Genomic DNA, 20,767 nt, shown 5'->3' with positions numbered 1-20,767 from the left:
TTGAATGCAACACCTCACGGAATCCCGATGAAAGGCTTCAAGCCATCCGCGCCATTCCTGCTGCTGCTTCCGGCGATGATCGTGCTGGCGGCGGTCGTCGTGGTGCCGTTGCTGTTGTCGCTCTATTCCAGCTTCACGCCTTTCCGGTTGACGCGGCCCGAGACGTTCTTCGTCTTCGTCGGCTTCAGGAATTATCTTTCGATCCTGGCCAATACCGATTTCTGGTGGGCGTTCGGCCGCACGGTGCTGCTGCTGACGATCGCGCTCAATCTCGAAATGCTGCTCGGCCTCGGCCTCGCCATGCTGGTCGAAAAGGCGACTCGCGGGCAGCGCATTTTGCGCACGCTGATGATGTTTCCGATGATGTTCTCGCCGATCCTCGTCGGCTTCCAGTTCAAGTTCATGTTCAACGACAATATCGGCCTGGTGAACAATGCCTTGCAGTCGCTCGGGCTTACCAGGGACGCCATACCGTGGCTGATCGAAGGCCATCTCGCCTTCATCGCCATCTCGATCGCAGAGATCTGGTCGTCGACGGCGATCTTCGCCATCCTGATCCTGGCCGGACTGCTCGCCATGCCCAAGGAGCCGGTCGAGGCGGCGCGGGTCGACGGCTGCACGCCGTGGCAGACATTCCGCTATGTGACGTGGCCGTTCGTCATGCCTTTCGCCTACATCGCCATGACCATCCGCTCGCTCGACGTGGCGCGCGCCTATGACATCGTCAAGATCATGACGGATGGCGGACCGGCGGGCCGCACCGAGCTGCTGTGGACGCTGGTGGCGCGCACCGCCTACAGCGACGGACGCATGGGCATGGCCAACGCCATGGCCTATTTCTCGATCCTGCTGTCGATCGCCTTCACCGTCTATTTCTTCAACAAGCTCGCCGCGGCGCGCACGCAGATCGGTGCTGAGTGGTGATGGACGAGAATTCTTCCGCCCGCCTGAGGCGCCGGCTTGCGGGCGTCGTCTATCGCATCGGCCTGTTCCTGGCGATGCTGACCATCTGCCTGCCCGGCCTGTGGATCGTGCTGTCGTCGCTGCGGCCGACGGTCGAGATCATGGCCAAGCCGCCGGTGTGGATCCCGCAGGAAATCTCGTTCGACGCCTATGTCGCGATGTTCAGCGGCATCGGCAAGGGCGGCATCCCGGTCATCGAGTATTTCCGCAACTCGCTGATCATCTCGGTGACTTCAACGGCCATTGCGGTCGCCATCGGCATGGCCGGCGGCTACGCCTTCGCGCGTTACCGATTTCGGGGCAAATCCGGCGTCTTCCTCGGGCTGATGCTGACGCGCACGGTGCCGGGCATCGCGCTGTCGCTGCCGCTGTTCTTCCTCTATGTGCGGCTCGGCATCATCGACACGCATTTCGGGCTGATCCTGGCCTATGTCGCGCTCAACGTGCCGTTCACGATCTGGCTGATCGACGGCTTCTTTCGCCAGGTGCCGAAAGACCTTGCGGAAGCGGCGCAGATCGACGGCTGCACGCGCTGGCAGGCCTTCTGGCAGGTCGAGTTCCCGCTTGCCGGGCCGGGCATCGCTTCCGCCGCGATCTTCGCCTTCCTGACCTGCTGGAACGAGTTCGCGCTGGCCTCGCAGCTGACCCGCTCGGTGAGCGCCAAGACGCTGCCGGTCGGCCTGCTCGACTATACCGCCGAATTCACCATCGACTGGCGCGGCATGTGCGCGCTCGCCGTGGTGATGATCATTCCGGCGCTCACCCTCACCTACATCGTCCAGAAACACCTTGTCGGCGGCCTGACCTCCGGCGCGGTGAAAGGCTGATCCAATGGCAACCGTTTCCCTCAGCAAACTGACCAAGCGCTACGGCAATATCGGGATCGTGCACGGCATCGATCTCGATATCGCCGACCGCGAGTTCATCGCGTTGGTCGGCCCCTCCGGCTGCGGCAAATCGACGACACTGCGCATGATCGCGGGGCTCGAAGAGGTCAGCGCCGGCTCGATCGAGATCGGCGGGCGCGTCGTCAACGACCTGCCGCCGCGCTCGCGCAACATCTCGATGGTGTTCCAGTCCTACGCGCTCTACCCGCACATGACGGTGCGTGAGAATCTCGGCTTCTCGCTGAAGATCGCAGGTGCGGCCAAGGAGGACATGGACCGCCGCGTCGCCGAGGCGTCGGCCATCCTCGGTCTCGACACGCTGCTCGACCGCCGACCGTCGCAACTGTCCGGCGGCCAGCGCCAGCGCGTCGCCATGGGCCGCGCCATCGTGCGCGACCCCGATGTGTTCCTGTTCGACGAGCCGCTTTCCAACCTCGACGCCAAATTGCGCACGCAGATGCGCACCGAGATCAAGAAACTGCATGCCAAGGTGCAATCGACGGTGATCTACGTCACCCATGACCAGGTCGAGGCGATGACGCTCGCCGACCGCATCGTCATCATGCGCGACGGCCATATCGAACAGGTCGGCACGCCCGACGAGGTGTTCCGGCGGCCGGCGACGCGCTTTGTCGCCGGCTTCATCGGCTCGCCGCCGATGAACCTGCACGAGGCCACGATCGATGACGGTCAGTTGGTTTTCGCCAGCGGCGAAAGACTGCCGCTGCCCGGCCAGTTCAGGGCCAATGTCGCGACTGGCGAAAAGATCGTGTTCGGGCTGCGGCCGGACGACATCTATCCGACCGGCCATGGCATCAGTTCCGGCGGCGCGGCCGACGTTCACCAGATCGAACTGCCGACCACGGTCACCGAGCCGCTCGGCAACGAGACGCTGGTGTTCGTCGAATTCAACGGTACGGACTGGGTGTCACGCATGCTGAACCCGCGACCGCTGCGGTCGGGCGAGCGGGTCGCCATGAGCCTCGACCTGTCGCAGGCGCATCTGTTTGCCGCCGACACCGGAAAGACATTGCGGAGCTGACCGGCATGGCCACGATCGAGAAAGTCGAACTGCGGATGGTGGACCTTGTGCCCAAGGTCAAGCGCACCGATGCCATCCAGAGTTTCGTCAGCCAGGAAACGCCTATCGTGACGATCACCGATTCCGACGGCGCGGTGGGCACCGGCTACAGCTACACGATCGGCACCGGCGGCTCGTCGGTGATGCGGCTTTTGTCGGATCATCTAGCGCCGCGGCTGATCGGCCGCGACCCCGACATGATCGAGGCGATCTGGCACGATCTCGAATTCGCCACCCATGCCACGACGATCGGCGCGATCACGGCCATCGCGATCGCGGCGATCGATACCGCCCTGTGGGATCTGCGGGCGAAGAAGCAGGAACTGCCGCTGTGGAAGCTGGCCGGCGGCGCCAAGGACCGCTGTCCGCTCTACACGACCGAAGGCGGCTGGCTGCACATCGAGACGCAGGCGCTGGTCGACGACGCCCTGGCCGCCAAGGAAAAGGGCTTTCGCGGCTCGAAGGTGAAGATCGGCAGGCCGCACGGATCGGAGGACCTCGCTCGCCTGGCAGCGGTGCGCAAGGCGGTCGGCGACGGCTACGAGATCATGACCGACGCCAATCAGGGTTTTTCGGTCGACGAGGCTATTCGGCGCGCCGCAAGGCTGCGCGAACTCGATCTTGCCTGGATCGAGGAGCCGTTGCCGGCCGACGACATCGATGGGCATGTGCGGCTGTCGAACTCGACGCCGACGCCGATCGCCATCGGCGAGTCGCTCTATTCCATCAGGCATTTCCGTGAATACATGCAGAAAGGCGCCTGTTCGGTCGTGCAGGTCGATGTCGGCCGCATCGGCGGCATCACGCCCTGGCTCAAGGTCGCCCATGCGGCGGAGACCTTCGACATTCCGGTCTGCCCGCATTTCCTGATGGAATTGCATGTCAGCCTGGCCTGCGCTGTTCAGAACGGTCGGTATGTCGAGTACATTCCGCAACTCGACCAGTTGACCGGCAAGCGCATGCGCATCGAGGATGGGCAGGCGCTGGCGCCCGACGAGCCCGGCATCGGCATCGATTGGGACTGGGACGCAGTCAAGGCCATGAGCATCGCCGAATTCACCACGGCGATCACGAAATAGGAGACGGGCATGCAGCGGATGGGGATGGTTCTGGGGCTGAAGCCGGAAAAGGTCGAGGAGTATGTCCGCCTCCATGCCGCCGTCTGGCCCGACGTGCTGACCATGATCTCGGCCTGCAACATCAAGAACTACTCGATCTACCTGAAGCGGCCGGAGAACCTGCTTTTCAGCACTTTCGAATACCACGGCACCGACTATGCCGCCGACATGGCCAAGATGGCTGCCGACCCCAGGACGCAGGAATGGTGGGCCGTCTGCATGCCTTGCCAGGAGCCGCTGGCGACCCGCAAGGAGGGCGAATGGTGGGCTGCTATGGACGAGGTCTTCCACCATGACTGAAAGCGATTTCGACCCTGCCTCACTGGTCCAATCCTGGCCCAAACCCACAGAACCCCGGCCGATCGTCACCTTCGGCGCCGGATCGATCGTCGGCGACGCGCATTTCCCGGCCTACCGGAAGGCCGGCTTCCCGATCGCCGGGCTTTATGATCCCGATCACGCCAAGGCGGAAAAGCTGGCCAGCCAATGGGGTGTGACCGCCTTCCGCACGCCCGAGGAGGCGGCCGCCGTCGAAGGTGCTATCTTCGATCTAGCAACACCGCCCGCCCGCCATGCCGATGTGCTGAAGGCCTTGCCTGACGGCGCCGTGGCGCTGATCCAGAAGCCGATGGGCAGCAGCCTTGCCGAGGCGACCGCAATCCTCGAGATCTGCCGTTCCAAGAAACTGCAGGCCGCGGTGAACTTCCAGGGGCGGTTCGCTCCGATGATGCTGGCGCTGAAGGATGCCATCGCCAAGGGCTGGCTCGGCGAGATTGTCGACTTTGACGTCTGGCTCGCGCTGGCGACACCGTGGCAGCTGTGGGAATTCCTGCTCAAGGCACCGCGCGTCGAGATCGCCATGCATTCGATCCATTATCTCGACCTGATCCGGCAGCTGCTCGGCGACCCGCGAGGCGTGCACGCCAAGACGCTCGGCCACCCCAACCATGCGGTGGCGCAGACGCGTACCAGCGCCATCCTCGACTATGGCGATACCGTGCGCTGCGCGTTGTCGATCAACCACGATCACAAGTTCGGCCGTCGGCACCAGGCCTCAGAATTCCGCATTTGCGGCACCGAGGGCGCGGCCTATGTCAAGCTCGGCCTCAACCTCGACTATCCGCGCGGGGAACCGGATGTGCTGGAGATCTACCCGAAGGGCGGAACCGACTGGATCGCCGTGCCCCTGGCCGGCGAGTGGTTCCCCGACGCCTTCGTCGGCCGCATGGCCAATGTCCAGCGTTTCGCGGCGGGCGAGGACGCGACGCTGATCAGCCCGGTCGAGGATGCGTGGAGCACGATGGCGCTGGTCGAAGCGGCCTATCAGTCGAGCGCGGCACCAGCGACGCCGATCGCGGAAAGACCCTGATGGAACAGATCCAGTATTTCGAGGACTACGAGGTCGGCTCCTTGCGGCTGACCAGCGGCCGCACCATCACCGAGACCGACTTCATCGTCCATGCCGGCCACACCGGCGATTTCTTCCCGCACCACATGGACGCCGAGTTCATGAAGACGACGCCGTTCGGCCAGCGCATCGCCCACGGCACGCTGGTGTTCTCTGTCGGCATCGGATTGACGGCAACCATCGTCAACCCGGTCGCCTTTTCCTACGGCTACGACCGGCTGCGTTTCATCAAGCCGGTGTTCATCGGCGACACGATCCGCACGCGCACTACCATCGCCGCCAAGGAGGACGACCCAAAGCGGCCGGGTTCTGGACGGGTGATCGAACGCTGCGAGGTGATCAACCAGCGCGACGAAGTGGTGCTGGCGGCCGACCACATCTACATCGTCGAACGCAAGCCGGCGCAGGGCTGAAGCCATTTTTCCGAACCGGTGGCGCGCGGTGATGCGTATCCGTAGTCGCATGCCCGAGGAATCCTGGACGTTTCCTGCGATCGAGGCCCCCGAGTATCAATCGACCAGCACGGCCACCACGGCAGTGCAGTCGCCGGCCTTGACCAGCCCGGGAAAATGGCGCGCCGCCAGCAGGCCCGACATCCTTGCCCTGATTTCCTGCGGGGCGGAGCCGGTGCGGCCGACGGAATGGATGCGCGCCAGAACCTGGCCCTCTTCGACGGGCTCTCCGAGATCGACCATGGTTTCGATCATGCCGTCGTCCTCGGCGAAGGAGAAGCAATCGCCCGACGGCATGTCGAGCCATTGCGTCGGGCCCTTCCCAACCGCACCAGCAACAATGCCGGCGTAGCGCAGCACATTGAGGACGCCGCGCCGGGCAATGCGAACGGTCTCGGCACGCGAGGTGCCGCCGCCGCCGAGCTCGGTGGTGATGAACAGCTTACCCATGTCTTCGGCGGCGGTGTCGAACATGCCGACCGCGTCGATCTCCAGCATCTTCATCGACCAGGGCGCGGAGAATGCTTCGACCGCGGCGAAGCCCTGCGCTTCCAGCGCCTTGTCGGGCCGTATATGCGCCGCACAAAACGGCACGAAGTCGAGCGTCTTGCCGCCGGAATGGAAATCGAGCGCGATGTCGGAACGCGGCAGCAGCTCGCGCTGGAAAAAGTCGGCGATCTTCTCGGTCACCGTGCCGTCCGGCCGGCCGGGAAAGCTGCGGTTCATGTTGCCCTTGTCGATCGGCGAGGTGCGCGTGCCGGCGCGGAAGGCCGGATAGTTCATCGCCGGGACGATGATGACCGTACCGCTGACCTGCCTGGGATCGAGCGTGCGGGCGAGTTCGTAGAGGGCCAGCGGCCCTTCATACTCGTCGCCATGGTTGCCGCCGGTCAGAAGTGCCGACGGCCCCTTGCCGTTGCGGATGACGCAGATCGGGATCATGACCGAACCCCACGCCGAATCGTCCCGGCTGTAGGGCAGGCGCAGGAAACCATGCTGGACGCCGTCGCGGTCGAAATCGACGGTCGGCGTGACCGGTGATGGGCGCAGACTCGACATCGGCATCAATCCTTCACCACCAGCTTGCGCGGCACATTGGCCAGGCACTCCACACCGGTTTCGGTGATCAGGATGGATTCGGTGATTTCCAGCCCCATCGTCTCCAGCCAGAGGCCGGTCATGAAATGGAAGGTCATGCCGGGCTTGAGCTCGGTGCGGTCGCCCGGTCGCAGGCTCATCGTGCGTTCGCCCCAGTCCGGCGGATAGGACAGGCCGATCGGATAACCGGTGCGGTTGTCCTTGACGATGCCGTATTTCTTCAGAACGGCGAAGAAGGCGTTGGCAATGTCCTCGCAGGTGTTGCCGGGCCTGGCTGCCGCGAGCCCTGCTTCCATGCCTTCGAGCGTTGCCTTCTCGGCATCGAGGAATTCCTGTGTCGGTTTGCCAAGGAAGACGGTGCGCGACAGCGGGCAATGGTACCTGTTATAGCAGCCGGCGATCTCGAAGAAGGTGCCCTCGCCCCGCTTCATCGGTTTGTCGTCCCAGGTGAGATGCGGCGCCGAGGCATCCGCGCCCGACGGCAGCAGCGGCACGATCGCCGGGTAGTCGCCGCCAATCCCGTCAACGCCGCGCGTGCCGGCATCATAGATCTCGGCAACGAGATCGCATTTGCGCATGCCGACCTCGATTTTATCGACGATGCGCTGGTGCATGGCTTCGACGATGCGGGCGGCCTTGCGCATGTAGTCGATCTCGGTCGGGCTTTTCACCGCACGCTGCCAGTTGACCAAGGCGGTCGCATCGACGAAGCGGGCATTGGGCAAGTGCTTCTGCAGCGACGCGAAGGCGGCCGCGGAGAACCAGTAATTGTCCATTTCGACGCCAATGGTGAGCTTGCCCCAACCGCGGTCGGCAAGCACGCTGGACAGGAAGTCCATCGGGTGGCGCTCGGTCGATTGCACATAATGGTCGGCGTAGCCGACGATATTGTCATGCGCGAGATAGGCGGTGCGCTTGGCGCCGTTGGCGTCCTGACCGCGGCCGTACCAGAGCGGCTCGCCCGATGGCGGCACGATGACCGCCTGGTGTACGTAAAACGACCAGCCGTCATAGCCGGTCAGCCAGGCCATGTTGGAAGGGTCGCTGACAACCAGAAGATCGACGCCCTTCGCCTCCATGGCTTTCCGCGTCTTGGCGAGGCGATCCGCATATTCGCCGCGCGAGAATTTCAAGTTAGGCATCATTCTTTTGCTTCCTGGTTTGTTGGGCATAGAGCCTGTTTCAACTTTGTTGAATCCGGCTCGTCGTCTGTTTCTTGTTTGCGCGTGATCTTTTCGGAAAACCGGTTCCCACTTTCCGGATCACGCTTTGGCCAGCATCAGCTTTCGAAAGTGATTCCGGAATTGGCCGCCCGCGCCCGGTCGCGAGCGAGCGTGGCGATCGCCGTGTCCTGCACGCCGGTGCCGGTCAGGTCGGCGATGGTGATGTCGCTGGCCGAGCGGCGGCCGTGTTTTGTGCCAGCGATGATCTGGCCGAGTTCGGTCACCTCGGCGTCGGCCGCCATCACGCCGGCGGCGATGGCATGGTGCAGTTCGCCCAGCCGCCGCGTCTGGCGAACGCTGTCGGCGACATAAAGGTCGGCCATGCGCAGGATTGCCGGGGCGATTTCGTTCTTGTGCTCGGCATCGGAGCCCATGGCGGTGATGTGCTGGCCCGCGGAAACGAAACCGGCCTTGATCAGCGGCTCGGTCGAGGGCGTCGTGGTGACGATGATGTCGGCATCGGCAACCGCCTGTGGCGCATCCGGCTCGGCGCGCACGTCCAGCCCAAGTTTTTCGCGCAAGGCGCCCGCTGTCGCCTCTGCCTTGGCGGCATCGCGCGCCCAGATGCGCGCCTCGGCGATCGGCCGGACCAGCATGAGCGCTTCGAGCTGCAGCGCGGCCTGGACACCGGCGCCGAAGATCGCCGCAACCGAGGAATCTGGCCGCGACAGATGCTTGGCCGCAACCGCCCCTGCGGCGGCCGTGCGCACATCGGTGAGATAGCCATTGTCGAGCAGCAGCGCTTCGACCAGGCCCGTTTTCGCCGACAGCAGCACCATCATGCCGTTGACGCTGGGCAGGCCGAGCTTCGGATTGTCGAAGAAGCCGGGGCTGATCTTGATGGCAAAACCGTCGATGCCGGGCACATAGGCGGTCTTCACATCGACCTCGCCGCGATGCTCGGGAATATCGAGGCGCATGATCGGCGGCATCGCAACCGGCAATGTGGCGAGCGCGCGGAAAGCATTCTCCACACAGGCGACGGCATCGAGGTCGAGCGTCACGATCGAGCGCAGTTCGGCTTCGGTGAGGATCGTTATCCGGCTCATGCGGCACGCTCCGTGATTGCTTCGCCGCAAACAATTTTGCGGTGCAGATCCATATCGATGTTACGGCCGGAGAGAAGCACGACAACCGGGCCGTTCGCCTTGACCTTGCCGGCGAGCAGCGCGGCGATGCCGACCGCGCCAGCGCCTTCGACGATCTCGCGCTCCTGCGCATAGGCATGGCGGATGCCGGCGGCGATCTCGTCCTCGTCGAGCAGGACCACGTCGTCGAGCAGGTCACGACACATGGCGAAAGTCAGCCGGTTGTCGAGGCCAATGCCGCCGCCGAGCGAATCCGCCAGTGTCGGCAACTCCTCCACCAGCACCGGCCGGCCGGCATCGAGGCTCGCCTTCATCGCCGCACCGCGCGCCATCGAGATGCCGATGACCTTTGTCGTTGGGCTGACGCCCTTGACGGCCGCGGCAATGCCGGCAGCCAGCCCGCCGCCAGACAAAGGCACCAGAACGAGGGTGGCGTCCGGGACCTGCTCGATCATCTCCAGCCCGAGCGTGCCTTGCCCGGCTATGATTGAAGGATGGTCGAAGGGCGGCAGCATGACCAACCCTTCTTGGGCCACCAGCCGCTCGACCTCTTGCTGCGCATCGTCCTGGCTGTTGCCGACGATGCGGATCTCGGCGCCAAGCCGGCGGATCTCGTCAAGCTTGTTGCCCGGCACCAGCCGCGACATGCAGATCACCGCGCGCATGCCTTCGAGCTTCGCGGCGTGCGCCAGGGCCCGGCCGTGATTGCCGGTCGAAGCCGCGACAACGCCGCGTGCCCTCTCCTGCGCATTCAGCGAGGCGACGGCATTCGAGGCGCCGCGCAATTTGAAGGCGCCGGTGGTCTGGCGGTGCTCGAGCTTGAGGTGGACCGGAACGCCGAGACGCTCCGAGAGAGTTGGCGAAGGCACGGTCGGCGTGTGCTCGACCTTGCCGGCGATGCGCTCACGTGCGGCTCGGATATCGTCAAGTGTAACTGTAGTCATGATCATCAATCGCGCGGCAAAGCCAAGGTCATCAGCCGGCCGAACTCGGGGCGCGCCGTGTCGTCACCGCAAAGCCTCAGGCTGTTCCAGGCGGTTGCCTGATTGCTGGTCACCACCGGACGGCCGATCGCCTGTTCCATGCCCGTGACGGCGAGCGCAGCGCGCAGCGCCGTGCAGGACACGAACAGGGCTTCAGCCTCCGGATGTGTCGCCTGGCGTGCGAGGTCGACAAGGGCGGCCGGCGCGATGCGCGCCATCTCGCGGTCGTCTTCGAAGCCAAGGCACGTGAAACTGACGACATCGAAACCACGTTCCGCGAAATAGGCGGCCATCGGCCGGCTGGTCTCGACGGTGTAGGGCGTCAGGATGCTGATCCTGCGCACGCCGAACGCATTCAGCCCGCGCACGCCAGCCATCGGCGGCGTGACGACTGGAACCCCAGGCTTGGCGGCCTGGATCGCCGTCTCGATCTCGGCATCGCCGATCACCACCGAGGCGGAGGTGCAGGAGTAGCAGATGGCGTCGAGCGGCTCGTCGGGCAGGATCAGTGTGGCACCCGACGTCAACGCCGGCTGCATCTTGCGCAAGTTCTGCGGTGTCGTCGGGTTGGCGTAGGGGATGCGCGCGACATAGACGCCGATCCGTTCGCTCGCCACCATGCGGCGAAAATCCGGCTCGGTCGTATGGTCGGTGGCGAGAATGATCAGGCCGACGCGCCGCTCCAGCGGGCGCTCATCGAGCGGCGGGCGGTTGGGCGCAAGCTTGATCTCGGGCACGGGTTTCATCAATCATCTCTCGATCTTGCCGTAGCGGCGTTCCAGCCAGCGCAGCAGCACAACCGAACAAAGACTGATGGCGAGGAAAAAAGCGCCGACCAGCGTGATCGGCTCGATATAGCGGTAGTAGGTATTGGCGACGCTTTTCGCCTGGTTCATCAGTTCCAGCACGGTGATCGCCGACAGTAGCGGCGTTTCCTTGAACATTGCGATGAAATAGTTGGCGAGCGCCGGGATCATCGGCGGGATCGCCTGCGGAATGATGATCTGGGTCCAGGTCTGCCTGGCGTTCAGATTGCAGGCCTTGGCGGCCTCCCACTGGCCGCGCGGCACATTTTCGATGCCGGCGCGATAGACCTCGGCGGTGTAGGTGCCGTAGTGCAGCCCAAGGCCGATGACGCCGGCGACCAGCGGCGGCAGCAGGATGCCGATGTCGGGCAGCACGTAGAAAATGAAATAGAGCTGCACAAGCAACGGCGTGCCGCGGATGAACTCGGCCAGAAAACCGACGGTGCGCGACAGCGCCTTGTTTGGCGAGCGACGCGCCAGCGCGATGCCCAGCCCGACGACCGCCGCCAGCACCGAACCGAGCAGCGTCGCCAGGATGGTGATCTTCACCCCCTGGATCAGCGTCGGCAGGATCTGCCGGACAAAATCCCAATCCCATTCCATCAGCGGGCCCATTCCATCAGACGCGCACCCCGTCGAGGCCGCGCGCCATGCGGCGTTCCAGCGAGCGCACGCCCCATGAGATGAGCAGCGCCAGGACGAAATAGATGACCAGAATGGTGGTGAACGGCACCATGGTGTTGCCGGTTTGCGCGCGCACCACCTGCGCCTGGAAGGTCAAGTCGGCGAGCGAGATCAGCGAAACCACGGCAGTGGCTTTCAGAAGTTCGATGGCGTTGTTGCCGAATGTCGGCAGCATCACCAGGAACGCCTGCGGCAGGATGACGTGACGCAAGCCTTGCCAGCGGCCGAGATTGAGCGCGACGCAGGCTTCATGCTGCTCGCGGCCGATCGATTGCACGGCGCCGCGCACGACTTCGGCGGCATAAGCGCCGACATTCAGGCCTAGCGCCAGCACGCCGGCTTGCAGCGGGGTCAGTTCGAAACCCACCAGTGGCAACACGAAATAAGCGAAGAACAGCTGCACGAAGATCGATGTGCCGCGGAAGAATTCGATATAGGCGGTGGCGAGCGCCCGCAGCGCGAAGAAACGCGACAGCCGCCCCATTCCGGCGAGAAAGGCCATGACCAGGGCAAGCACCGACCCCATCAGCGTCAGCTCGATGGTGACAAGCGCTCCCTGCAATATCAGGCCGAGATAGCCGGACCACTGGGTCATAAATTAAAGGTTTCCAACGTTCGCTCTTGGGGTCCTTCTCCCCGTGAACGGGGAGAAGGAAGAAGGCGCCTTATTTCGCGGAGCAGAGTTTGTCGCGCGTCGTCGACATCGCCGCCGCGGCCGAGAAGCCGTAGGGCTCGATGATCTTGGCGAACTCGCCCGACTTCTTCATCTTGGCCAGCTCGACGTCGTAGGCGTCGCGCAGCGCCTCGTCGCCCTTGTTGAAGGCGGCGCCGTCGCAATAGACCGGCGCGCCCTGTACCGGAGCGATGACTTCGAGGTTCGGATCGTTGGCCTTCTTGATCAGGTCGTTGATCGACAGGACCGGCAGCGAATAGGCATCGATGCGGCCGTCCTGCACCATCTTCAGGCCGCTCTGGCCATCGGGCACGACGATGACGCGCTCGCGCGGAACACCGGCATTGAGCGCCAGCTTCTCCTCAGTGCCGCCACCGGGCGCGCCGATCGTGGCATTGGCGTCCTTGGCGACATCCTCGTAGCTCTTGAAGCCCTTCGGATTGCCCTTCTTCACCAGCATCGCCTCGGCATCGCACAGCACCGGTTCGGAATAGGCAACCGCCGCACAGCGCTCCGGCTTCATGAACAGGCCGGCGGTGACGACGTCGAAGCGGCCGGCCTTCAAGCCGGGGATCATCGCGCCATATTCGGAAATCGAGGCGACGACGTCGGCGACGCCGAGCCGCTTGAAGATCTCGCGCGCCACATCAGGCGCCGCGCCCGAGACCTTGCCGTCGGCCGCGACCGCCGTGTAAGGCGGCTCATTGGCGATGGCGAGGCGGGCGAAGCCTTGCGACTTGAGCTGCTCGAGCTTGCTGTCGTCGGCCGAACCGGCGGTCGAGACGGCCAGCACCGCCGTCAGTGCAAGGCCGGCGACACCGGCCAGAATGCCAAATTTCTTCATTGTTCCCAACTCCTTGTTTCTTGTCTTGGTTTTGTTGCTGGGCGGCTTCACCGCCCATTTCCGGCTTGATTGCAGGACGGCTTGGCCGCCCTCTGGGCATAGCAGTCAGACGCGATGTCCGGCCGCGATGATCTTCTTCAGGAAGCCTTGCGTGCGCTCCTGCTTGGGATTGCGGAAAATCTCGTCGGGCTTGCCTTCCTCGACGATCCTGCCGCGATCGAAGAACAGCACCCGGTCGGCGAAGTCGTGGGCAAAACCCATCTCATGGGTGACCAGCAGCATGGTCATGTCGGTTTCGGCACAGAGGCGCCACAACACGCTGAGCACCTCCTCGACCAGTTCCGGATCGAGCGCCGATGTCACTTCATCGAACAGCATGATCTTCGGCTGCAAGGCGAGCGCGCGGGCTATCGCCACGCGCTGCTTCTGGCCGCCGGACAGTTGCGCCGGCATCGCCTTGGCCTTGTCGGCCATGCCTACCATGTCGAGCAGTTCCATCGCCCGCTTTTCGGCGGCGGCGCGCGGCATGCCCTTGGTGAGCATCGGCGCCAGCGTGACATTGTCGATGACGCTCTTGTGTGGAAACAGGTTGAAGAGCTGGAAGACCATGCCGATCTTCTGGCGCATCCGGGCCAGATGACGCTCGTCGGCCGGCAGCAGTTGGCCGTTGCGCTCCATGTGGTAGAGCTGCTCGCCGTCGATCTGGATATGGCCGCCGTCGATGCGCTCCAGCGTCATCAGGATGCGCAGGATCGTCGTCTTGCCGGAGCCGGACGGGCCAATCAGCGCCAGCTTCTCGCGCGGCATGACCTGCATCGACAGGCCGTCCAGCACCTTGAAACTGCCGAAGCTCTTCGTGATGCCGTCGATCTTGATGATGGGCGCGGTTGCGGACAAATGAATTTCCCCGGCTGGAGAAGCCTATGTCTTAACGATGCGGAACGCGCCAAATCATGTCAATTGGGAAAATAATATCATGACAATATTTCCCATTCCGCACAATTTCGGAGCAACGCCGCTGACTTTTGTGCATGCCGTCGTCTCAAGAGCGCCGCGCGCTTTTGGCTTCGTGCTCAGATCGCCAGCAGGAGATGCTCCGGGTCGCCAAGCAAAAGCTTTGTCACAACGCCGAGGCCGGCGCGCAGTTCCCCCTCGGTGGTCGAACCCAGCGAAATGCGCACCGCCGGATGCCACGGCGCATCCGAGATGCGGAAGGAAGTGCCCGGCGCGATCGCCACGCCCTGCAGGCGGGCCTGGGCGACGAAGCTCTCCTCGGCGCGGTCCGCGGGCAGCTGCAGCCAGACATGCAGCCCGTCGCGCCGGGCGCGGTAGCCGACCCCGGCCAGCACCTCCGCCGCGATATCCAGTCGCCGCCGCAGTGCCGTGCGCTGCCAGCGGACGAGCTCCATCGCCGTGCCGTCGGCCACCCATTTCGTGGCGATCTCGGCCACCAGCGGCGTCGCCATCCAGTTCGAGACCAGATGCCTGTTGGCAACGGCGGCGACATAGCGGTCGGGCGCCGCGAGATAGCCGATGCGCAGGCCGGGAACCACGATCTTGGTGAAAGAGGTGACGTAGAGCGTGCGCTCCGGCGCGAAGGCGGCGACCGGCGGCGGCCGGTGCTCGACAAGAGGGCCCAGCACGTCGTTCTCGATGATGGCGATGTCGTGCTTGCGGGCGACGGCCGCGATCTGCTCGCGGCGCGCTGCGTCCATCAGCGTTGCCGTCGGGTTGATCACCGAGGGCTGCACGAAGACGGCGCGGATGTCGGAAAGCCGGCAAGCCTCGTCCAGCGCCTCGGGGATCAGGCCGTTGTCGTCGATAGGCAGGCCTTCAAGGTTGAAGCCGAGATAGCGCGCCAGCGGCACCAGCGTGTGGTGGCCGATTGCTTCCGTCGCCACGGTCGAGCCCGGCGGCGCCACGCTCATCAGCGCCACCGTCATCCCTGCCGTGGCGCCATTGGTCAGGCTGATGTTCTGCGCTGAAATATCCAGTCCGCACAGCTTCAGCCATTCGACAGCCACCGCGCGGTGGCGCGGAAACACCATGTTGGGCCGGAACGACAGCGCCGAACTCGACGGCAGGTTTTCGGCCAGCCAGCCTAGCGCCTGTTTCATCAGCTCCAGATGCATCGGCTCGCAGACCGGCTTCAGGATCGACAGGTCGATGACTTCGCCCAGCCGCTCCGGCAGATAGGGCGGCTCGGGCTCACGGCGCTGCGTCTGGACGAAACTGCCGCGGCCGATCTCGCCCGATATCAGGCCGCGACGGATCAGTTCCTCATAGGCGCGGCTGACCGTCTGCACCGAAAGCTTGAGGTCGTCGGCCAGCCGGCGATGCGTCGGCAGCCGCGTGCCGTTGGCAAGGCGACCGTCATGGATGGCGCGCGCGAACTGGTCGGCCAGCGATTGATAGGCAGGCCGCCGGATAAGCGCGGGATCGGGACGCCACAATGTCATGACTTATTAGAGATCGAAATCAGTGCAATTGACAATCGAAATAATGCGCCGTCATGGTGCCGTGAACGAAAAAGTGGATGCCGATGACAGCCGCGAAACTCGACGCGATCGACCTCAAAATCCTCGACGCCATCCAGCGCGACGGGCGCATCACCAAGCTGGCACTGGCCGAAAAGGTGGGCCTGTCGCCGACGCCCTGCTGGATGCGGCTGCGTAAGCTGGAAAAGGCCGGCATCGTCTCGGGCTATCATGCCAGGATCGCCATGCGCGTCGTCGCACCGGTCGCCACCGTGCTGATGGAAGTGACATTGGCCAGCCACCGCCAGGCCGACTTCGACCGTTTCGAACGCGCCATCCGCGACATCCCCGAGATCGTCGCTTGCTGGTCGGTGGGCGGCGGCGTCGACTATGTGTTGAAGGTCATGGCGCGCGATATCGACGCCTATCAGCGGTTAGTCGACGGACTGCTCGAACGCGAGATCGGCATCGACCGCTACTTCACCTACATCGTCACCAAGACGGTGAAGGACGAGATTGCTCTTCCCGTCGCCGACCTGTTGCCGGCCTCGACATGAGGTCGGAGAGATCGTCCGCCAGTGCGGCACAATAGAGAGATTCTCTCTACGGACGAGCATCCAAACAGCCTCTCTGTCTGCGCAGGACGGATAGTCTTTCCGTATCAGTCCGAACCGGGAGGCCTCGACCATGTCCGCGCATTTTGCCCGCTCGCATCGCCATGAAGCGCTCGATCGCCTTGCCGACCGCCGGCTGCTGCGCGAGCTTGCCTATGTCGACGGGCACTGGACGGCGAGTGAGGCGGCCGAAAGTTTCGAGGTCACCGATCCGGCTACCGGCACCACCGTCGCCTTTGTTGCCGCGCTCGATGCGCGCCAGACGACAAATGTAATCGATGCCGCCGCGCGCGCCTTTCCGGCCTGGCGGGCTGCCTTGCCGCAGGAGCGCGCAAGAATTCTGCGAAAATGGTTCGACCTGATCATCGCCGCGAAAGACGACCTCGCTCTGCTGATGACTTTAGAGCAAGGCAAGCCGCTGAAGGAGTCGCTGGGCGAGATCGACTACGCCGCCTCCTTCATCGAATGGTATGCGGAAGAAGCAAAACGACTCAACGCGGAGAGCGTCACCAGCCATCTGCCGAACGCCGAAATGATGGTGCGGCGCGAGCCGCTGGGTGTCGTCGGTGTCGTGACGCCCTGGAATTTTCCGTCGGCCATGCTGACCCGCAAGGCGGCCGCAGCACTTGCCGCCGGCTGCACGATCGTCGCTCATCCCTCTTCGGAAACACCATTGTCGGCGCTGGCGCTTGCCGAACTCGGCGAACGCGCCGGCCTGCCGGCTGGGGTCTTCAATGTGATCACCGGCAAGGCGGCGACCATTGTCGGACGAATGTGCGAGGACCCGCGCGTCCGCGCCATGAGCTTTACCGGCTCGACCGAGATCGGCAGGCTGATTGCCGCACAGAGCGCGCCGACGATGAAGCGGCTGGTGATGGAGCTTGGCGGCCACGCGCCGTTGATCGTCTTTGCCGACGCCGATCTCGACAAGGCCGTGAGCATTGCAATCGACGCCAAATTCGCCACCTCGGGCCAGGACTGCCTCGCCGCCAACCGCATCTTTGTCCAGCGTCCGGTCTACGATCGCTTCTGCGCCGCCTTCGCCAGGCGCATCGAGGCGCTGCGGACCGGCAACGGCCTTGCCGACGAGACGGACATCGGGCCATTGATGCATGAACGCGCCGTCAAGAAGGTCGAGGAGCAGGTTGCGGACGCGACCGCTCATGGCGCTCGCTGTCTCACCGGCGGCAGGCGGCATCAGGCCGGACCGTTGTTCTTCCAGCCGACGCTGCTGGCCGACGTTTCCGACGAAGCGCTTATCATGCGCGAGGAGACCTTCGGTCCGGTCGCGGCGGTGACGCCTTTCGACAGCGAGGACGAGGTGATCGCCCGCGCCAATGCCACCGAATACGGCCTCGTCGCCTATGTCGTGACCGAGAACGGCGCCCGCCAGCAGCGCATGGGCCGCGCACTCGACTTCGGCATGGTCGCCATCAATCGTGTCAAGATCACCGGCGCGCCAATCCCCTTCGGCGGCGTCAAGCAGTCCGGCATCGGCCGCGAAGGCTCGCGCCATGGGCTCGAAGCCTTCACCGATCTCAAGTATCTCTGCCTGGATGTGGCCTAAACCCACCCGGACCTTTCAAGGAGTCAAAAAAATGCTCGACCAGTCCAACGAACTCGCCGCCTGGGATCGCGACCACTTCTTCCATCCCTCGACCCATATGGGCACGCATGCGCGCGGTGAGAGCCCGACGCGCATCATGGCTGGCGGTGAAGGCGTCACCGTCTGGGACAACAATGGCAAGAAGAGCATCGACGCCTTCGCCGGCCTCTATTGCGTCAATGTCGGCTATGGTCGCCAGAAGATCGCCGACGCCATCGCCACCCAGGCGAAGAACCTCGCTTATTACCACGCCTATGTCGGCCATGGCACCGAGGCTTCGATCACTCTTTCCAAGATGATTATCGACCGCGCGCCGAAAGGCATGTCGAGGGTCTATTTCGGCCTTTCGGGTTCGGATGCCAACGAAACCAACATCAAGCTGATCTGGTACTACAACAACGTGCTCGGCCGTCCGGAGAAGAAGAAGATCATCTCGCGCTGGCGCGGTTATCACGGCTCGGGCGTGATGACCGGTTCGCTGACCGGCCTCGACCTTTTCCACAATGCGTTCGACCTGCCGCGCGCGTCGATCCTGCACACCGAGGCGCCCTACTATTTCCGCCGCTCCGACCGCTCGATGAGCGAGGAGCAGTTCTCGCAACATTGCGCCGACAAGCTCGAAGAGATGATCCTGGCCGAAGGGCCGGAGACGGTCGCCGCCTTCATCGGCGAGCCGATCCTCGGCACCGGCGGCATCGTGCCGCCGCCGGCCGGCTATTGGGAAAAGATCCAGGCGGTGCTGAAGAAATATGACGTGCTTCTGGTCGCCGACGAAGTGGTAACGGGCTTCGGCCGGCTTGGCACCATGTTCGGCTCCGACCATTACGGCATCAAGCCGGACCTGATCACTATCGCCAAGGGCCTGACCTCGGCCTATGCGCCGCTGTCGGGCGTCATCGTCGCCGACAAGATGTGGCAGGTGCTGGTGCAGGGATCCGACAGGTTCGGCTCGCTCGGCCATGGCTGGACCTATTCGGCGCACCCGATCTGCGTTGCCGCTGGCGTCGCCAATCTCGAACTGATCGACGAGATGGACCTGGTGACAAACGCCCGGGAAACCGGCGCCTATTTCCGCGCCGAATTGACCAAGGCGGTCGGCGGCCACAAAAATGTCGGCGAGGTCCGTGGCGACGGCATGCTGGCGGCGGTCGAGTTCGTCGCCGACAGGGACGACCGGGTGTTCTTCGACGCCTCGCAGAAGGTCGGACCGCAGGTGGCGACGGCACTTGCAGCCAGCGGTGTCATCGGCCGGGCCATGCCGCAGGGCGATATCCTCGGTTTCGCGCCGCCGCTCTGCCTGACCCGCGAAGAAGCCGACATCGTGGTGGCGAAGACCGCCGATGCCGTGAAGAGCGTGTTTGCCAATCTCTGATTGTCGATGATCGGCGCTGCCCCTCATCCGCCTGCCGGCACCTTCTCCCCGTGAACGACGGGGAGAAGGAAGATAGCCGCAGCGCTGGCGTTCCCCTCTCCCCGTCGTTCACGGGGAGAGGGTAAGGGTGAGGGGCAGCGCAAACCTGCAACTTCTGGAAGCCACATTGATGACCTCTCATCCCTCCCTCCCCGCCACCATGGCTGCCGTGCTGCTCACCGGGCATGGCGGTCCTGAAAAACTGGTCTACCGCACCGATGTGAAGGTGCCGGCCCCCGCCCCTGGCGAAGTGCTGGTCAAGGTCACCGCTTGCGGCATGAACAACACCGATGTCTGGGTGCGCCAGGGCGCTTACGGCACTGAGGAAGATGCCGCGGCAGTGTCGACCTGGCGCCGCCAGGGCAACACGCTGAGCTTCCCGCGCATCCAGGGCACCGACACGGTCGGCAGCATCGTTGCCGTCGGCGCCGGCGTTTCGCCGGATCGCATCGGCGAACGGGTGATGATCGATTTCTCCATCTACAACCGCGACGACGATTCCCTCGCAGACATCGATTACATGGGCCACGGCCGCGACGGCGGTTACGCCGAGTACCAGGCGGTGCCGGCCGAGAACGCGCACGCCGTCGCCACTGACTTGAGCGACGTCGAACTCGCCACCTTCTGCTGTGCCTATCTCACCGGCGAACAGATGCTGGAACGCGCTGGCCTCAAGGCGGGCGAGCGCGTGCTGGTCACCGGCGCTTCGGGCGGTGTCGGTTCCGGCATCGTCCAACTGGCGCGGGCGCGCGGTGCCATTCCCTATGCCGTCGTCGGCAAGGGCAAGGAACAGGCTGTACTCGACATCGGCGCCGAGGCTGTGATCACCCGTGGCGTCGCCGATTTGCCGCACGCCGTGGCCGAAGCGACCGGCGGCCAGCCCATCGACGTCGTGGCCGACCTGGTCGGCGGCGCAATCTTCAACGACCTGTTGCGCATCCTTCGGCCCGAGGGCCGCTACACCACCGCCGGCGCGATCGCCGGACCGGTCGTGCAGCTCGATCTCCGGACCATGTATCTGAAGCAGCTGCAGCTGCATGGCTCGAGCCAAGGCACGCGGGCGGATTTCCGCCGCATCGTGCGCTATATCGAGGACAAGAAGATCTGGCCGCTGGTCGGCGGCGTCTACAAGCTCTCCGATTTCCACCGCGCCCAGGCGGACTTCATCGCCAAGGATTTTGTCGGCAAGCTGGTCGTGGTGCCCGACGCCGTCGCGGAACGCCCGGCCTAGCCCGGATATCTCACACAGTTGAAGTGCATCGGGGCTCCGAATCAAGGAAAATGCTTCTGCGACAAAGACTTACCTTGAGCAGAGGTATTCCCCGATGCAAACAGAGTGTACACTGGAACG

21 protein-coding genes are annotated in these 20,767 nt (G+C 64.2%); 11 read left to right on the top strand and 10 right to left on the bottom strand.

Annotated features, from left to right (window positions below; translation table 11 throughout):
- Positions 1–27 precede the first annotated feature (27 nt).
- Genes NKJ26_RS09750 through NKJ26_RS09720 form a run of 7 tightly spaced genes read left to right on the top strand, consistent with a single transcriptional unit; the run spans position 28 to position 5,870 of the window.
- Complete coding sequence (locus tag NKJ26_RS09750; RefSeq protein WP_352695086.1) at positions 28–924, top strand: carbohydrate ABC transporter permease; 897 nt, start codon at positions 28–30, stop codon at positions 922–924.
- Complete coding sequence (locus tag NKJ26_RS09745) at positions 924–1,790, top strand: carbohydrate ABC transporter permease (protein ID WP_352695085.1); 867 nt, start codon at positions 924–926, stop codon at positions 1,788–1,790. Before NKJ26_RS09750 ends, NKJ26_RS09745 begins: the two co-directional genes overlap by 1 nt.
- 4 nt (positions 1,791–1,794) lie before the next feature.
- The gene (locus NKJ26_RS09740) at positions 1,795–2,892 is read left to right on the top strand and encodes an ABC transporter ATP-binding protein (protein WP_352695084.1); all 1,098 of its coding nucleotides are present in this window, start codon (positions 1,795–1,797) and stop codon (positions 2,890–2,892) included.
- A gap of 5 nt (positions 2,893–2,897) precedes the next feature.
- Positions 2,898–4,010 carry a mandelate racemase/muconate lactonizing enzyme family protein gene (locus NKJ26_RS09735; protein WP_352695083.1) on the top strand — a complete coding sequence of 371 codons (1,113 nt, stop codon included), beginning with the start codon at positions 2,898–2,900 and terminating at the stop codon, positions 4,008–4,010.
- Between the two features lie 9 nt (positions 4,011–4,019).
- A complete protein-coding gene (locus tag NKJ26_RS09730) occupies positions 4,020–4,349 on the top strand; it encodes an L-rhamnose mutarotase (RefSeq protein ID WP_352603974.1) in 330 nt (109 codons plus the stop codon).
- The gene (locus NKJ26_RS09725; RefSeq protein ID WP_352695082.1) at positions 4,342–5,418 is read left to right on the top strand and encodes a Gfo/Idh/MocA family protein; all 1,077 of its coding nucleotides are present in this window, start codon (positions 4,342–4,344) and stop codon (positions 5,416–5,418) included. The genes NKJ26_RS09730 and NKJ26_RS09725 overlap by 8 nt, the downstream gene beginning before the upstream one ends.
- On the top strand, positions 5,415–5,870 hold the full coding sequence (locus NKJ26_RS09720; RefSeq protein ID WP_352695229.1) for a MaoC/PaaZ C-terminal domain-containing protein: 456 nt from the start codon (positions 5,415–5,417) through the stop codon (positions 5,868–5,870). Before NKJ26_RS09725 ends, NKJ26_RS09720 begins: the two co-directional genes overlap by 4 nt.
- Positions 5,871–5,966: 96 nt before the next feature.
- Here the strand turns inward: NKJ26_RS09720 and doeB are convergent, their stop codons facing one another.
- The 10 genes from doeB to ehuR all read right to left on the bottom strand — a co-directional run bounded on the left by doeB (position 5,967) and on the right by ehuR (position 15,767).
- Positions 5,967–6,974, bottom strand: a complete 1,008-nt coding sequence (gene doeB / locus NKJ26_RS09715; RefSeq protein ID WP_502903100.1) for a N(2)-acetyl-L-2,4-diaminobutanoate deacetylase DoeB — start codon at positions 6,972–6,974, stop codon at positions 5,967–5,969.
- Positions 6,974–8,152 carry an ectoine hydrolase DoeA gene (gene doeA / locus NKJ26_RS09710; protein ID WP_352695080.1) on the bottom strand — a complete coding sequence of 393 codons (1,179 nt, stop codon included), beginning with the start codon at positions 8,150–8,152 and terminating at the stop codon, positions 6,974–6,976. Before doeA ends, doeB begins: the two co-directional genes overlap by 1 nt.
- 134 nt (positions 8,153–8,286) lie before the next feature.
- The gene (gene eutC, locus NKJ26_RS09705; RefSeq protein WP_352695079.1) at positions 8,287–9,279 is read right to left on the bottom strand and encodes an ectoine utilization protein EutC; all 993 of its coding nucleotides are present in this window, start codon (positions 9,277–9,279) and stop codon (positions 8,287–8,289) included.
- Positions 9,276–10,262, bottom strand: coding sequence for a hydroxyectoine utilization dehydratase EutB (eutB, locus tag NKJ26_RS09700; protein ID WP_352695078.1), 987 nt, complete (start codon positions 10,260–10,262; stop codon positions 9,276–9,278). The genes eutC and eutB overlap by 4 nt, the downstream gene beginning before the upstream one ends.
- Before the next feature lie 5 nt (positions 10,263–10,267).
- Entirely contained in the window at positions 10,268–11,047 is a 780-nt protein-coding gene (gene eutA / locus NKJ26_RS09695) for an ectoine utilization protein EutA (protein ID WP_352695077.1), read from the bottom strand.
- 3 nt (positions 11,048–11,050) lie between these two features.
- Positions 11,051–11,710 carry an ectoine/hydroxyectoine ABC transporter permease subunit EhuD gene (gene ehuD, locus NKJ26_RS09690; protein ID WP_027023202.1) on the bottom strand — a complete coding sequence of 220 codons (660 nt, stop codon included), beginning with the start codon at positions 11,708–11,710 and terminating at the stop codon, positions 11,051–11,053.
- Between the two features lie 16 nt (positions 11,711–11,726).
- Positions 11,727–12,386, bottom strand: coding sequence for an ectoine/hydroxyectoine ABC transporter permease subunit EhuC (ehuC, locus tag NKJ26_RS09685; RefSeq protein ID WP_352695076.1), 660 nt, complete (start codon positions 12,384–12,386; stop codon positions 11,727–11,729).
- A gap of 70 nt (positions 12,387–12,456) precedes the next feature.
- Entirely contained in the window at positions 12,457–13,308 is an 852-nt protein-coding gene (gene ehuB, locus NKJ26_RS09680) for an ectoine/hydroxyectoine ABC transporter substrate-binding protein EhuB (RefSeq protein WP_352603992.1), read from the bottom strand.
- Positions 13,309–13,413: 105 nt separating this feature from the next.
- Positions 13,414–14,205, bottom strand: coding sequence for an ectoine/hydroxyectoine ABC transporter ATP-binding protein EhuA (gene ehuA, locus NKJ26_RS09675; RefSeq protein ID WP_352603994.1), 792 nt, complete (start codon positions 14,203–14,205; stop codon positions 13,414–13,416).
- A gap of 176 nt (positions 14,206–14,381) precedes the next feature.
- Positions 14,382–15,767, bottom strand: a complete 1,386-nt coding sequence (gene ehuR / locus NKJ26_RS09670) for a MocR-like ectoine utilization transcription factor EhuR (protein WP_352695075.1) — start codon at positions 15,765–15,767, stop codon at positions 14,382–14,384.
- Positions 15,768–15,850: 83 nt separating this feature from the next.
- On the opposite strand from ehuR, the gene NKJ26_RS09665 reads away from it, so the two are divergent.
- From NKJ26_RS09665 to NKJ26_RS09650, 4 genes are all read left to right on the top strand, one after another.
- Positions 15,851–16,342: an Lrp/AsnC family transcriptional regulator gene (locus NKJ26_RS09665; protein ID WP_352695228.1), complete on the top strand. Its 492-nt coding sequence runs from the start codon at positions 15,851–15,853 to the stop codon at positions 16,340–16,342.
- A 130-nt stretch (positions 16,343–16,472) separates the two neighbouring features.
- Positions 16,473–17,966: an NAD-dependent succinate-semialdehyde dehydrogenase gene (locus tag NKJ26_RS09660; RefSeq protein WP_352695074.1), complete on the top strand. Its 1,494-nt coding sequence runs from the start codon at positions 16,473–16,475 to the stop codon at positions 17,964–17,966.
- A 31-nt stretch (positions 17,967–17,997) separates the two neighbouring features.
- On the top strand, positions 17,998–19,377 hold the full coding sequence (locus NKJ26_RS09655; RefSeq protein ID WP_352695073.1) for an aspartate aminotransferase family protein: 1,380 nt from the start codon (positions 17,998–18,000) through the stop codon (positions 19,375–19,377).
- 169 nt (positions 19,378–19,546) lie between these two features.
- Complete coding sequence (locus tag NKJ26_RS09650) at positions 19,547–20,647, top strand: alcohol dehydrogenase family protein (RefSeq protein WP_352695072.1); 1,101 nt, start codon at positions 19,547–19,549, stop codon at positions 20,645–20,647.
- The last annotated feature ends 120 nt before the right edge of the window (positions 20,648–20,767 follow it).

This window comes from Mesorhizobium sp. M0152 (genome assembly GCF_040322415.1).
Lineage (GTDB): Bacteria > Pseudomonadota > Alphaproteobacteria > Rhizobiales > Rhizobiaceae > Mesorhizobium.
This window is presented reverse-complemented; position numbering and strand designations above follow the sequence as displayed.